This is a genomic window from Agrococcus baldri, from assembly GCA_900114805.1.
Classification (GTDB): domain Bacteria; phylum Actinomycetota; class Actinomycetes; order Actinomycetales; family Microbacteriaceae; genus Agrococcus; species Agrococcus baldri.
The window spans coordinates 615,175-628,167 of sequence record FOZN01000003.1 but is presented as its reverse complement, the minus strand read 5'-3'; the positions used below and the strand labels follow the sequence as shown (position 1 = coordinate 628,167).

The following is a 12,993-nucleotide window of genomic DNA, read 5'->3' as shown; positions in this document are numbered from 1 at the left end:
TCCTAGTCGCGCCTTGCGCGCGCATGGTGGGTATAGCTCAGTTGGTAGAGCGCCGCCTTGTGGTGGCGGATGTCGCGGGTTCAAGTCCCGTTACTCACCCCAGATGTGCGAGGTGTGAACTTTCGACTGTTGAACCAGTCGGGGTTCGCACCTCGCTCTCATTTCGGGCGCCCTCCGCCCAGGCCAGCGCGTTGCTCTGCAGCTCCCGGTCAGTGAGCGCATCGAACGGTGTCGCGTACCCGACCCGCACGTCGTTGTCCTCGTCGATGTAGATCGCCGTGAAGAACGCCTGGTTGCACAGACGCCGGTTCGCGTCGTCGCAGCGGGCGTAGACCTCGGCGGCGTGTTCGAGCAGGTCGAGCGAGTCGTCCAGGTTCGCCCGCGCGTCGGCGTACTCGCCGTGATGGGCGGTGATCCGGTGCTCGATCGTCTCCAACGCAGCGCTGATCCGGTCCTGCTCCTTCTTCAACAAGTCCAGCGGCACCGCCCCGGCGTAGTGCGCCTGGAGCACGCGCAACTGCTCGTCTTCCAGTCGGGTGCGTTCGGTCGCCATCGCAGCAAGCGCACCACTCTCCGATGCCATCAGCTCGTCGAACGCCGCGTGCAGCCTCGCACCAACCGCTTGCCGGGTCTGCTTCGTGATCTGCACCGTCTCGTAGTGCCGCTCGATGAGCCGCTCGACTTCCTCGATGAGCATCGCCTGCCGCGTGCAGTCGCCACGCCCGGAGTGGCGTGCTCCGCACACGAAGTACGGGTAGATGTTGCCGCGCGCGTTCTTCGCGTTGCACACCAGCAACCGTGCCCCGCACTGGCCGCAGAACACAGTCCCCTTCAAGTAGTGGTCATGAATCTGGGTCGCGTCAGCCGCCGAGCGGTGCATGCTCAACACCGTCTGCACCTGGTACCAGACCTCCGCCGGGACAAGCGCTTCGTGTGTTCCCTTGTACGTCACACCCTGATACGTGACATCGCCCTTGTAGTACGGGTTGGTCAAGATGCGATGCAGCGACGACCTTCCGATCGGTTTCGACGGGCGCCGCGGCGTCGGCGGCGTAGTCAGCCCTCGCGCGGTGAGTTCGGCGTGGAGCTGATTGGTCGACCACTCACCAGAGGCATACACCTGGAACGCCCACCGGATCAGCTTCGCCCGCTCCTGATCGACCTCGACGGTACGGATCTCACGCCCGTACTCGTCGCGCACGCCGACGTTGCGGTACCCGAGCGGCGCCTTGGTGACGGTGCCGCCGCTGGCAGCCTTCTGCGACAGGCCCTTCACCGTCTCCGTGGCGAGGTTGCGGGAGTAGAACTCCGCGATCGTGGACATGATCCCGTGCAGCAGCATCCCCGACGGGGTCTCATCGATGTTCTCCGTCGCCGACACCAGCATCACGCCCGCGTCCCGCAGGGCGAGGTGGATCGCGACGTCGTCGGCACGGTTCCGGGCGAGCCGGTCGACCTTGTGCACGATGCAGTAGTCCACCTTGTGCTTGGTGACGTACTTGATCATCCGCATGAGATCGGGCCGGTCGGCCTTGCGGGCGGACTCCCCTGCGTCCACGAACTCCTCGACGATGGTCGCACCCAGGTCGTCGGCCTTGCGATGGTTCGCGTCGCGCTGGGCGGGGATCGAGAACCCCTCGTCCGTGCCGCCGCGTTCGGCCTGTTCCTTGGTCGAGACCCGGAGGTACGTCACGGCGACGGCGCCCATCGGGCGGCTCGGTGTGACAAGACTGTTGAGCGCCGACTGCTCGGCGTCGAGGATGGTCATGGCTCTTCTCCTACAGATCGGTCCTCCCGACCAGGAGTGATCGACTGCGGATGTTGATCGTAAGAAGAGCCCGAAGGCTGTAGGACTAGACCATGACGGTCACGTAAGCGTTGCCTCGCTGCTGAGCAGCGAGGGTTTAGGACCACAACACCCACCTCCTGGCGGGTCTTGCATGTGCCCTCATTCTACGGCACGAGGCTCCTGATGCTCGGATGTCGTGTCACGGGGCGGCTGAAGCGACAGCCGGATCAGCAGCTCGGTGAGCTTGTCGTAGTCGGGCTCCGGGCGACGCTCGGAGCGGACAGTGAGCTGGCGCTCCGATTGGGGTCGTTGTCCGGTTTTGGGTGTGTATCGCCGGCTCATGGTCGGTCCTCGCTGGCGATCGCTCGGTAGAACTCTTCTTCTGCCTCTCGCCGCGCGGCGACCTGTTCGGCGACGTAGTCGACGAAGTCCTGGTCGCGGTCGGCGACGAACACGTCCTCGACGGGGTCGGCAGGGTCCTCGCCGGGCCAGGCAGTCTGCCGTGTCGGACGATCGCGATCCAGGCGGGTTCCGGATGAGGCAACCCAATCACGGAGGCGGTTGCGAGCGTCAGCGAAGTCACGGTGCCAGCCGAACGGTGCGGAGCCGTCTTGTTCGGGGTCGTAGGCGCAGAGCCAGTGCAGGTGTAGTGCGCTGAGTTCCCACAGCAACTCGTCATGGCGGTGCCAGAACGGCGGGATCACCGATGCCGTGAGCCCGTAGGTGCGGCGCAAGGTCTCAACCCACCGGTTCAGTTCGAACCACTCGGCTTCGAGGGCGTCCGCGTTCAGGATGTGCCAGTTCACGGGATTCGGCGGGCCAGCCTGATCGGTGCCGGGTAGCTCGTAGCTGTCATCGCCCGGACCGAGATCATCCGGCAGCACCCCGGCATCATCGATGAGTTCGTCATTCGGAGCGTCGTTGTGCGGATCGGTCATGGCCGGCTCACATGCCCATCGCCGGTGTCGGGGCCGAGCGCGTCGGCTCGGTCGGCTCGAACCCGACGGTGCCTCGCTCGGGCGCGCTGCGGCGGGGAGTTCGGTCAACCTGGTAACGGGTGCGGGCGGTGTCGTGGCCGATCCGTTTGGCGATGAATTCATCCTCGCCTTCGACCATGGCCCCGTCGCGCTCGTACTCCGGTGTGCGCTTGTATCCTTCGGCGACGAACTTGTCGCCCTTGGCGAACTGGTCATGTGCGTGCTGAGCCGATCGGCCGTACATCACCAGGTTGTGGTAGCTCGTCTCCAGTTCGGTGAACGACCCGTCGGGTTCGCGCCGGTAGTGCTCCTGCCCGAACCGGACATAGAACCGTGGGTCTCCCTTGACGGTCTCGCTCAGCTGCGGGTCGGACGCGATGAATCCCGACACCGAGCTCTGCGTGTGCATCGACATGGCCTGCTCCCTACGTTCGTGCGGCCGTTGCGTGATGACCGCTGTGGCAGGCAGGTGCACGACGACACCCAGCAGCCGGGCACTACTCAGCACCCGGTGCAGGGCGTTCCAAGAGACGTTCGATCTCGACCCGGGCGCTCTTCAGCTGGGCGGCGTCCGTGCGGGATGGCCAGGGTTGGAGGTCGGTGACGATCGGTGTTGCGGCGCGCAGCAGGACGATGGCGGTGCCGAATGGTAGGCGGCGGATGCGGTCGGGTGGGAAGATCGCGATCCGGCGGACGGAGCGCTGGTTGGAGCGTGAGCCGTGGTCGCCGAGAGTCACGGTGTCGGTGAGGTCGTCGCGTTCCCCGATCAGTGTGGACAGATCCTGCAAGTCCTTCGAGTTCGAGGCTCCGCCGAGGATGATCTTCACGATCGAGGCGTCCCAGATCGCGCCGGCCTGGTTCTCCGACCATTTGTCGCGGGCTTGGGCGAGGGACTGCAGCACCGGCATGGTCGTGATCCCGGTGCCGCCGCCTTCGGCCATCAACGTCGGCAGCGACGGGAGCGGGGCGAGGTTCCCGATCTCATCCAGCGCGAGCAGCAGCGGCGGGTCCAGCCGCGCGCCAGGCGACCGGGCCGCGAGTTGCCGGGCCGTCTCGACGAGGTCTTCGACGAGCGCGGCGACGAGGGCGGCGGACGCGCCAGCCCCGGCACCAGTAGCGAGGAGATAGAGCGTGCCCCGGTTCCGGATGAAATTTTCGGGGTCAAACGCCTCGCCCTCGTCTGGGCTGACAGCATCGAGGACACGCGGATCGGCCAGCGCGTTGAGTGCGAGGCTGACGCCTTGCCAGATGGAGTCGCGGGTGCGGGGATCGGCGTCGAGCATCGATTCCAGCGAGTCCGCCCACCCGGTCGCGGCGTTGGGGTTGCTGGTGAGGATCGCGACGGCCTCGTGGGCGGCGGTCGGGTCGAGCGTCCACCGGAACAGCTCGGCGGGTGTCCGGTGGTCGAGCGCGGCCGCATGGAGCAGTGCTTGGAGTGCGACTCTCGTTTTGCCTTCCCAGAATCCGCCGGATTCGACCCCGCCCGCGGACAAACCGGTCGCGGAGGCGAGGCCGGTGGCGCGGATCATCGCCGTCAATGGGTCCTCGCAGCCCCGGACGGGTGACCAGCGCATCCCTGCCGGGACGCCTTCGGCGAGATGTTGGGGGTCGAACACGGCGACCGGGCCAATCTTCTCCCTCGCGCGGAGGGTCGCGGTGAGGTTGTCCGGTCGGGTAGAGGTGGTGACGACGGCGCCGGGGGCGTCGAGGATCGCGGGGATCACGACGTGCAGGCCTTTCCCGGAGCGGGGTGGGCCGATCAGCAGCAGCGAGTCCTCGACCGACGCCCACACTGACCGGCCTTTCGAGGTTCCGAGCCGATACCCGACATCTCCTGCGGCCGGATGTTCCAGGGACGGTCGCAGGCTGCCGGCTCGGCGAAGTAGCGCGGTCTCGGAGGCGGTGGTGTGCACGTCGTGGCGGGTTGCGACGCCGGCCGCGTTCCTCGGGTCGAGCTCCACGGCGCGGGTGTGCCGGCGCAGCCGCATCCACACCCACCCGACCCCGGCACCCAGCCCGCCGAGGAGCAGGGCGGTGACGATCCAGTACACGACAGGGTTCAGTCCCGGCGCGTCGAGTGCTCCGGCGGGGTTGCCGGGGCGGAACAGGACAGCGACCCCGGCGCCCGGCCCGGAGGTGGGTTGGGGGGTGCCGGTGAGGAATGCGGTGACAGAGCCTGCGGCGCGGAGGATGAGGGCGAGGCAGAACAGGGCGACCAGGCCGATCATGAGGGTGTTGGTCAGCTCGTCGCCGAAGCTGCCGGGCTGCCGGCCCTGCGGACTGCTCACGCCAGGCTCCTCGTGACGACCCGGCCGGAGACATGCCCGACCAACAGCAGCGTGCCGTCCGCGCCGGCGGTGAGCTGGTTCGTGTCGAGCATGGCGCTGGCGGTGCCGTCCGGCGCGGCGTCGGCGCGGGTGAGGATCAGCGCACAGGAGATGTCCTCACCCGGCACGAACCCGTCCCCGGTGATCTCCACCAGCACCGGCTCGACCTGTCGCCTGCGCCGGGCTGCCCGCGACTCCACCACCGGCTCCGGCACTTCCGGTTCCGGTGCGGGACGGCGGGGCTTGGCGGCGAGAACCTCGGTGAAGGTGCTCCCGTCGACCTCGTGCACCTCGACCCGGATCGCCCGGGTCCGATCCGCGCCGGCATGGTCGATGATCTCCGGGAACGATGCCCGCGTCCACGCCGCCTCACCCGGCCCAGGCGCGTACTCGGCGCCGTCGATGGTCGCGGTCATCGTCCCGTCCAAGGAGACGATGAGCACGACCAGCGGCAGATCGACGGGAGACGAATCGGATTCGGGGACGCTGTGCTTGTTCATACCCCGCAGGTGCGCCCACACCCCACCGAGCGGCTATCTCTAGAGCCGCAACTTTCTGACCGAGGTTCATGTCTCTCAGGTGCGCTCCGCCCGCCGCCGCAACGGACTTACCGCTTGGCGAGAATTCTGACGAACCATCATGATTCCTGACACTTTTGCAGTATTCTTGATGCATGGTCATGATTCGTGAAGCTGCGGAGTGATGAAGCTCGCTGCGGTTCGGAGTGTCGGAACTGCCAGGGGCTGGCGGTCCGAGGAGGATGCTGCCGACTTCGAGCAGGAGATCATCGACCAGTACGCTCTCGCGATGGCTGCCGCCGGGCTCAGCGACGGCTACATCGCGCAGTCCAGAGCAGTCGTGTTCGAGTTCCGTCACCATCTCGACGTCCCGCTGTGGCAAGCAAGGCCCTCCGACGCGGACGCTTTTCTGGCCGGGCTACGTCGGGCTGGGTTGGCGGTCACGACGCGGGCGAGCAAGGCGGGCGCGATCGCGCAGTTCTACGACTTCGCCATCGCCCGCTACCAGGGCGACATCAATGCGCTGACCGATTGGGTGATCGAGCAGCCCGTCGACGAGTACAACCGGCAGTCGGGCTCGTCGCTGGGCAAGGTCCGTGTGCCTCCGTCCGATGCGGAGATCGGCAGGCTCTTCGGCGGGTGGGCCGCCTCGCTCCAAGATGAGCGACGTTATCTGCCCGCCGCGAGGAACTACTTCGCTGCGTCGCTCTGGCGCAGGGTCGGGGTGCGCATCACGGAGAGCACGAAACTCGACATCCGTGACTGGCGGCCCGATCTCGGGGCGCTGGGTAAGCTGCATGTCCGGTTCGGGAAAGGCTCGCGGGGACGAGGGTCGAAGCAGCGTCTGGTGCCTGCGATCAACGGGGCGGACAAGCTCATCGACTGGTGGCTCGGCGATGTGCGACACCGCTTCGGCCCTGATTGGGATGACCCGGATGCCCCGATGATCCCGTCCGAGCGGTTCGACCACGAACTCGGTCGTTCCTGGCGGGCCAGCGACGACGTGCTCCGGCGGGGCCTGACCCGAGCGACTGAACGGTTCTTGCCCGCCTGGGCCGGAGGACGGATGACGCCGCATTTGCTCCGCCATTACTGCGCGTCATCATTGTATCTGGCGGGCATGGATTTGAAAGCCCTGCAAGAGCTGCTGGGGCATCAGTGGCTGGCGACCACGACGCAGTACATCCACGTTCCGGGCGAGCACGTCGAGGACTCGTGGATGCAAGCGAACCAACGGCTGGAAGACCGATTTGAAGGGATGACCACGCGATGAAATGGAACCTGCGAGTCCAGGCCGCCGAGCGCGGCATCTGGAAGTCGGCGGAACTGCGGCGGATGCTCGCCGACGCCGGGCTAGAGATCAGCCAGGGCAAGATGTCCGGGCTGTGGACGGGCACCCCGACCACGATCCGGCTGGACGATCTCGACGTCATCTGCCATGTCCTCGGTTGCGAGCCGACTGATCTTCTCGTGCCCGAGCCCGAGAAGGTCCGAGCACGCAAGCCCGGCGCCCGTCGGCGGGTAGAAGCGAGTGGGAGCACGAATATGGTCGCGCCCCGGTTCGGCCCGAAGAACGATCGGCCGGCGCCACCGCTATGAGTCCGGCACGCGGCCCGAACGGACCCTTGAGTCCGCCGCTGCCCTGCACTGCGTGCGGGGTGAAGCCGGCCGCGTGGCTCACGCCCCGAATCGACTTCTGCTACGACTGCATCCCCGGCGGCCCGTTCACACCGCCGGCGTGCAGCAAGTGCGGATCGGCCGAGTATTACAGCCAAGGGCTCTGCGCCCACTGTCACCCCGGCAGCCCCGGCTTCATCGGCTCCTGCCGCGACTGCCTCGCCTGGGGCGTCTACCGGCAACGCAACTGGCGGTGCTGGAAGTGCCGCTGGTGGTTCACGCACTACCCGCAGGGCGAGTGCGTCTCCTGCCACCGCGAGGTCACCATCGGTGAGCAGGGCTACTGCCGCCTCTGCCTGGAAACCGCCCGCTACCACCAGACGCCTGGTGAACCGCTCGACCTCGACGCGGCCCGCACGTACGGCCAGCAGCTCTTCCTCGCCTCGATGAACGACTCCCGTCAGCCCGCAGAACTCCACCTGCCGATGGCGATGAGCATCCGCGAAGCGCTCAAGGTCATCAACACGCCGCCGCCTCCCGCCAGCTACCAGCCGGTCCTGTTTCATATCGACCCCGACCCCGAACGCCTCCGTCAGCGCTCCAACGAGATCCGGCTGCGCGACATCACCAGCCGCACCGACCACTTCCTCTACGCCCGAGCCCGCGAGTACGCCTGGAGCAAGCGACAGACCAACCAGGTCAGGCGCACCCTGAAAGTCCTGCAGCTCGTGTTCCCCGGCGCGAATCTGCGCTTTCGCGCCTCTGACATCCTCGCGATGCGCAGCTACGACGACGGCAGCAACATCCGCTCCACCATCGAAGTCCTCGAAGACGCCGGGCTCCTCATCGACGATCGGGTGCCCTCGTTCACCAAGCTCTTCGAACGCAAGACCCATGCCCTGCCCGAGCCGATGCGATCCCAGCTCGAGCTCTGGCGAGACATCATGGTCGACGGTTCCAAGACCCCGCCGCGCCGTCAGCCCCGCGACACGATGACCGTCAAAGGCCAGATGTATGGCATCCTCCCCGCGATCACTCGCTGGGTCGACGACGGGCGCACCAGCCTCGCAGGGATCAGCACCGAAGACATCCTCGCCGCCCTCCCGGACGACCCCTCCCGTCGCCATACGATGCTGCTCGGCTTCCGCAGTCTGTTCACGATCCTGCGCGGCCGCAAGCAGGTCTTCACCGACCCGACGAATGCGATCCCGCTGCGCGGCCCGCGGCGCAACACACCGCTGCCAATGGGGCCCACGGCGATCCGCGACGCACTGGTCAACCCCGACCCCGCAATCGCGTTGGCCGTCTCGCTCGTCGCCTTCCACGCCCTGACCACGCAGCAGGTCCAGCACATCCAACTCACCGACATCATCGACGGACGTCTGCGAATGCCCGACGGCCGCTTCATCCCGCTCGCGAAACCTGTCCGCGTCCGCCTGAGCGCGTGGCTCGACCACCGTGCCCAGCGCTGGCCGGAAACGAAGAACCCCTACCTGCTCGTCACCGTCCAGACCGCGCCCCGTCTCTCGCCGCCCGGCCGGAACTTCCCCTGGAAGAAGGCCGGCGTGACAGCCCAGGCCCTGCGCACCGACCGGATTCTCTACGAAGTCGAGCAGACCGGCGGCGACGTCAGGCGCATCTGCGACCTCTTCGGCATCGGTATCGAGACCGCGCTGCGCTACTCCCACACCGCCACGGGACCGCAGAACATCACGGCCGACAGTGCGTAGCCGCCTCAGAAGATGAACCTTCGGCAAACACCACCCAGATGCGCCTCGCCGACTTGCCGCGTGCTTCGATAAGCGTCAATATAGATACATGTCGAATCAAGAGGTCGAGTTGGTCATCGTCGGGTCCGGTCCCGCCGGGTACACCGCGGCGGTCTACGCTGCTCGTGCGGGGCTTGCCCCGGTCGTGATCGCCGGCTCGGTGACCGCGGGCGGGGCGTTGATGACGACGACCGAGGTGGAGAACTTCCCGGGCTTCGTCGATGGTGTGCAGGGTCCGGAGTTGATGGAGTCGATGCGGACGCAGGCTGAACGGTTCGGCGCTCAGATCGTCTACGACGACGCGATCCGCCTCGATCTCGACGGCGACGTGAAGATCATCGAGACCGGTGCCGGGGCCACGTATCGGGCGCGGGCGGTGGTCCTGGCGATGGGCTCCGCGTACCGCAAGCTCGGCCTCCCCGAGGAGGGCCGCTTGTCCGGGCACGGAGTGTCCTGGTGCGCGACGTGCGACGGGTTCTTCTTCCGCGACCAGGAGATCGCCGTGGTCGGCGGCGGGGACTCCGCGATGGAGGAGGCCCTGTTTCTCACCCGGTTCGCGTCGAAAGTGACCGTCGTGCACCGCCGGGACGAGTTCCGGGCGTCGAAGATCATGGCGCAGCGCGTGCTGGACGACCCGAAGATCGAGGTCGCCTGGAACAGCGAGGTCGCCGCGATCCTCGGCGACGAGCAGGTCACCGGGCTCACGCTGCGCGATAGCGTCACTGGAACCGAGCGGAGACTCGACGCGACGGGGGTGTTCGTCGCGGTCGGGCACGACCCGCGTTCAGATCTCGTGACCGGCCAGGTCGACACCGACGCGGACGGGTACGTGCGGGTCGCGCACCCGTCGACGCGGACGAACCTGGCCGGGGTGTTCGCGGCCGGGGATCTCGTCGATCACACGTACCGGCAGGCGATCACCGCCGCGGGCACCGGCTGCGCGGCCGCGCAGGACGCCCAGCACTACCTGTCGAACCTCGCGCCCGCCACCTTGCCCGAGCCCGTCCTGGAGGTCTCCGCATGAGCACCGTCACCCCCGTCACCGACGCCACGTTCCGGGCTGAAGTGCTCGAGTCCGAGCTGCCCGTCGTGGTCGACATCTGGGCGGCCTGGTGCGGGCCGTGTAAGGCGGTCGCCCCGATCCTGGACCAGCTCGCCGGTGAGTACGCGGGCCGGGTGAAGATCGTGAAGGTCGACGCCGATCAGAACCCCGAGACCGTGACCGCGGCCGGCGTGACCTCGATCCCGACCCTCGGGTTCTACCGGAACGGGGAACGGGTGGACGTGTTGATCGGCGCGCAGCCGAAGCCCGTCTACGCGACGAAGATCGAGGAGCTGCTCGCATGACCGACACCGTGACCCGCACCGCACCGAAACGGCTCTCCACACTCGACAAGTGGCTGCCGCTGTGGATCGGCCTCGCCATGGTCGCCGGTCTCCTCCTCGGCCGGTTCGTGCCTGTGCTCTCCGACGTGCTGTCCGCGATGGAGGTCGGTGGGATCTCGGTCCCGATCGGGCTGGGCCTGCTGGTGATGATGTATCCGGTGCTCGCGAAGGTCCGCTACGACAAGGTCGCCGCCGTCACCGGCGACAAGAAGCTCCTGGTCTCTTCGCTCGTGATGAACTGGCTCGTGGGGCCGGCGGTGATGTTCGCCCTGGCCTGGATCTTCCTGCCGGATCTGCCCGAGTACCGCACCGGGCTGATCATCGTCGGGCTCGCCCGCTGCATCGCGATGGTCGTGATCTGGAACGATCTGGCCTGCGGTGACCGGGAAGCGACCGCGGTGCTGGTGGCGATCAACTCGGTGTTCCAGGTCGTCGCGTTCTCCCTGCTGGGCTGGTTCTATCTCACCGTCCTGCCGGGCTGGCTGGGGCTGGACACGCAAGGGCTGGAGATCTCGGTCTGGCAGATCGCGCTGAATGTGATCGTCTTCCTCGGCGTCCCCCTCGCCGCGGGGTTCGCCTCGCGGTGGATCGGCGAGAAGCGGAAGGGGCGCGACTGGTACGAGGAGACGTTCCTTCCGAGGGTCGGGCCGTGGGCGCTGTACGGGCTGCTGTTCACGATCGTGCTGCTGTTCGCCCTCCAGGGCGAACAGGTCACCTCCCGGCCGATGGACGTCGCCCGGATCGCACTTCCCTTGCTGGTGTACTTCGGGCTGATGTGGTTCGCGGGGCTGCTGCTGGGCAAGGGCATCGGCCTGAGCTACGCGCGATCGACGACGCTCGCGTTCACCGCGGCCGGGAACAACTTCGAACTGGCCATCGCGGTCGCCATCGGCACCTTCGGCGCGGCCTCCGGGCAGGCCTTGGCGGGGGTCGTCGGCCCGCTCATCGAGGTGCCCGTGTTGGTGGGGCTGGTCTACGTCTCGCTCTGGGCGGCGAAAGCCTGGTTCCGCGCCGACCCCTACACCACCGAATCCATGATCGAATCGAGGACGTCATGACCGACGCTGCTGTCCTTCCCGACGCCGAGGCGTGCGCGCCCTCCGCGATGCACGCGATCGGCGCCGACGCAGCTGCGACTGTGGCCGGGGCGCTCAAGGCGCTGGCGGATCCGCTGCGGCTGCGGATGCTGTCAGTGATCGCGACCGACCCGCGCGGCGAGTCCTGCGTGTGCGATCTCGCGGAGCTCGCCGACGTGTCCCAGCCGACCGTCTCCCACCATCTGAAGGTGTTGAAGGAGACCGGGATGCTGCGGTCCGAGCGGCGCAGTACGTGGGTCTGGTACCGGATCGCGCCGGGCAAGCAGCGCGCCGTCGCGGCCCTCCTCGACGCGTTCGCACCAGCGGCAGTCGCCGACGAGCCGGAGGACGCTCAGGCGCGAGTTGCAGCGTTGCGGCAGATGGACGCCCGCGTGACCCGGCTCGCCGAGGAACTGGCCGACGAGCTGACCGGGCTGCACCGTGATGTCGTGATCGCGATCGTGCGCGAGTCCTACGCGGGCCTGGTGCGGTCGGCGAAGCTGACGCAGCACATGATCCCGCTGACCGAGCGCTTCGCCCGCCAGCGCCTCGCCGACCTCACCCGGGATCGGTCTTCGGGGGTGCCGCAGGTGCTGTTCGTGTGCGTGCAGAACGCGGGCCGTTCCCAGCTCGCCGCCGCCATCGTCAACCAGCTCGCCGACGGCCGAGTGATCGCCCGTTCCGCAGGCTCGACCCCGGCGTCGGACCTGCACCCGCACGTGCGCTCCCTGCTCGTCGAGATCGAAGGCGAGCAGGAGGCTCGGGATGCGTTCCCGAAGCCGCTGACCGACGACGCCGTCCGCGCCGCGGACGTTGTGGTGACGATGGGCTGCGGCGACGTGTGCCCGATCATCCCGGGTGTCCGCTACGAGGATTGGGCCGTCGGCGACCCCGCCCTCGCCTCCCCGCAAGGGGTCGACGCGATCCGACACGACATCGAGTCCCGCGTCCGCGCCCTCCTCGCGACCCTCACCGACTGAAAGAAGCCAAAGATCATGACCGTTCAGCAGCCCTCTGTCCTGTTCGTCTGCGTCCACAACGCCGGCCGCTCCCAGATGGCCGCCGGCTACCTCCGCCACCTCGCCGCAGGCCGCATCGAGGTCCGCTCGGCCGGGTCCATGCCCGCCGAGCAGATCAACCCCGTGGCCGTCGAAGCCATGCGCGAGGAAGGGATTGACATCACCGCCGAGCAGCCGAAGGTGCTCACCACCGAGGCGGTGCAGGCCTCCGACGTGGTGATCACGATGGGCTGCGGCGACGCCTGCCCGTTCTTCCCGGGCAAGCGGTACGAGGACTGGAAGCTCGACGACCCCGCCGGACAGGGCATCGAGGCGGTGCGCCCGATCCGCGACGAGATCAAGGGGCGCATCGAAGCGCTCTTGGCAGAGCTGCTCGTCTGAGGGAGTGTGAGCGCCGGAGGGGCAAGCAACATCGGCGCTTGCCCCTCCCATGCTCTTGAGGGAGCTCAATCCATGCGGGGAACATCGTTGTGCCGCGGGTGTGGCCCGCTAATTGCGTCCCCAGTGGTTGTCGC

The 12,993-nt window shown here is 67.6% G+C and carries 13 protein-coding genes and 1 tRNA gene; 9 read left to right on the top strand and 5 right to left on the bottom strand.

Annotated elements, in window-relative coordinates; translation table 11 throughout:
- Positions 1 to 26 precede the first annotated feature (26 nt).
- A tRNA-His gene (locus BM288_RS11360) sits at positions 27 to 102 on the top strand.
- Here BM288_RS11360 and BM288_RS11355 read toward each other — a convergent pair.
- The 5 genes from BM288_RS11355 to BM288_RS11335 form a co-directional block, all read right to left on the bottom strand.
- Positions 95 to 1,768, bottom strand: a complete 1,674-nt coding sequence (locus BM288_RS11355) for a recombinase family protein (RefSeq protein ID WP_092918872.1) — start codon at positions 1,766 to 1,768, stop codon at positions 95 to 97. The genes BM288_RS11360 and BM288_RS11355 overlap by 8 nt on opposite strands.
- A 359-nt stretch (positions 1,769 to 2,127) precedes the next feature.
- Positions 2,128 to 2,727: a hypothetical protein gene (locus tag BM288_RS11350; RefSeq protein WP_092918870.1), complete on the bottom strand. Its 600-nt coding sequence runs from the start codon at positions 2,725 to 2,727 to the stop codon at positions 2,128 to 2,130.
- 7 nt (positions 2,728 to 2,734) lie between these two features.
- The gene (locus BM288_RS11345) at positions 2,735 to 3,181 is read right to left on the bottom strand and encodes a single-stranded DNA-binding protein (protein WP_092918868.1); all 447 of its coding nucleotides are present in this window, start codon (positions 3,179 to 3,181) and stop codon (positions 2,735 to 2,737) included.
- Positions 3,182 to 3,263: 82 nt separating this feature from the next.
- Positions 3,264 to 5,054 (bottom strand): type IV secretory system conjugative DNA transfer family protein, encoded by a 1,791-nt coding sequence (locus BM288_RS11340; protein ID WP_092918866.1) that lies wholly within the window; start codon positions 5,052 to 5,054, stop codon positions 3,264 to 3,266.
- Positions 5,051 to 5,509, bottom strand: coding sequence for a hypothetical protein (locus tag BM288_RS11335; protein ID WP_318255510.1), 459 nt, complete (start codon positions 5,507 to 5,509; stop codon positions 5,051 to 5,053). Before BM288_RS11335 ends, BM288_RS11340 begins: the two co-directional genes overlap by 4 nt.
- Positions 5,510 to 5,795: 286 nt before the next feature.
- Between BM288_RS11335 and BM288_RS11330 the strand changes: the two genes are divergently transcribed.
- From BM288_RS11330 to BM288_RS11295, 8 genes are all read left to right on the top strand, one after another.
- Positions 5,796 to 6,884, top strand: a complete 1,089-nt coding sequence (locus BM288_RS11330) for a tyrosine-type recombinase/integrase (RefSeq protein WP_092918864.1) — start codon at positions 5,796 to 5,798, stop codon at positions 6,882 to 6,884.
- Positions 6,881 to 7,210, top strand: coding sequence for a helix-turn-helix domain-containing protein (locus tag BM288_RS11325; RefSeq protein ID WP_013864591.1), 330 nt, complete (start codon positions 6,881 to 6,883; stop codon positions 7,208 to 7,210). Before BM288_RS11330 ends, BM288_RS11325 begins: the two co-directional genes overlap by 4 nt.
- Before the next feature lie 59 nt (positions 7,211 to 7,269).
- Positions 7,270 to 8,958 carry a hypothetical protein gene (locus BM288_RS11320; protein WP_318255509.1) on the top strand — a complete coding sequence of 563 codons (1,689 nt, stop codon included), beginning with the start codon at positions 7,270 to 7,272 and terminating at the stop codon, positions 8,956 to 8,958.
- Between the two features lie 88 nt (positions 8,959 to 9,046).
- Positions 9,047 to 10,021: a thioredoxin-disulfide reductase gene (gene trxB, locus BM288_RS11315; protein ID WP_092918861.1), complete on the top strand. Its 975-nt coding sequence runs from the start codon at positions 9,047 to 9,049 to the stop codon at positions 10,019 to 10,021.
- Entirely contained in the window at positions 10,018 to 10,344 is a 327-nt protein-coding gene (trxA, locus tag BM288_RS11310; protein WP_092918859.1) for a thioredoxin, read from the top strand. The genes trxB and trxA overlap by 4 nt, the downstream gene beginning before the upstream one ends.
- Entirely contained in the window at positions 10,341 to 11,441 is a 1,101-nt protein-coding gene (gene arsB, locus BM288_RS11305) for an ACR3 family arsenite efflux transporter (RefSeq protein WP_092918857.1), read from the top strand. Before trxA ends, arsB begins: the two co-directional genes overlap by 4 nt.
- Positions 11,438 to 12,439 (top strand): metalloregulator ArsR/SmtB family transcription factor, encoded by a 1,002-nt coding sequence (locus tag BM288_RS11300; RefSeq protein WP_092918855.1) that lies wholly within the window; start codon positions 11,438 to 11,440, stop codon positions 12,437 to 12,439. Before arsB ends, BM288_RS11300 begins: the two co-directional genes overlap by 4 nt.
- A gap of 15 nt (positions 12,440 to 12,454) precedes the next feature.
- On the top strand, positions 12,455 to 12,859 hold the full coding sequence (locus tag BM288_RS11295) for an arsenate reductase ArsC (RefSeq protein ID WP_013864597.1): 405 nt from the start codon (positions 12,455 to 12,457) through the stop codon (positions 12,857 to 12,859).
- The last annotated feature ends 134 nt before the right edge of the window (positions 12,860 to 12,993 follow it).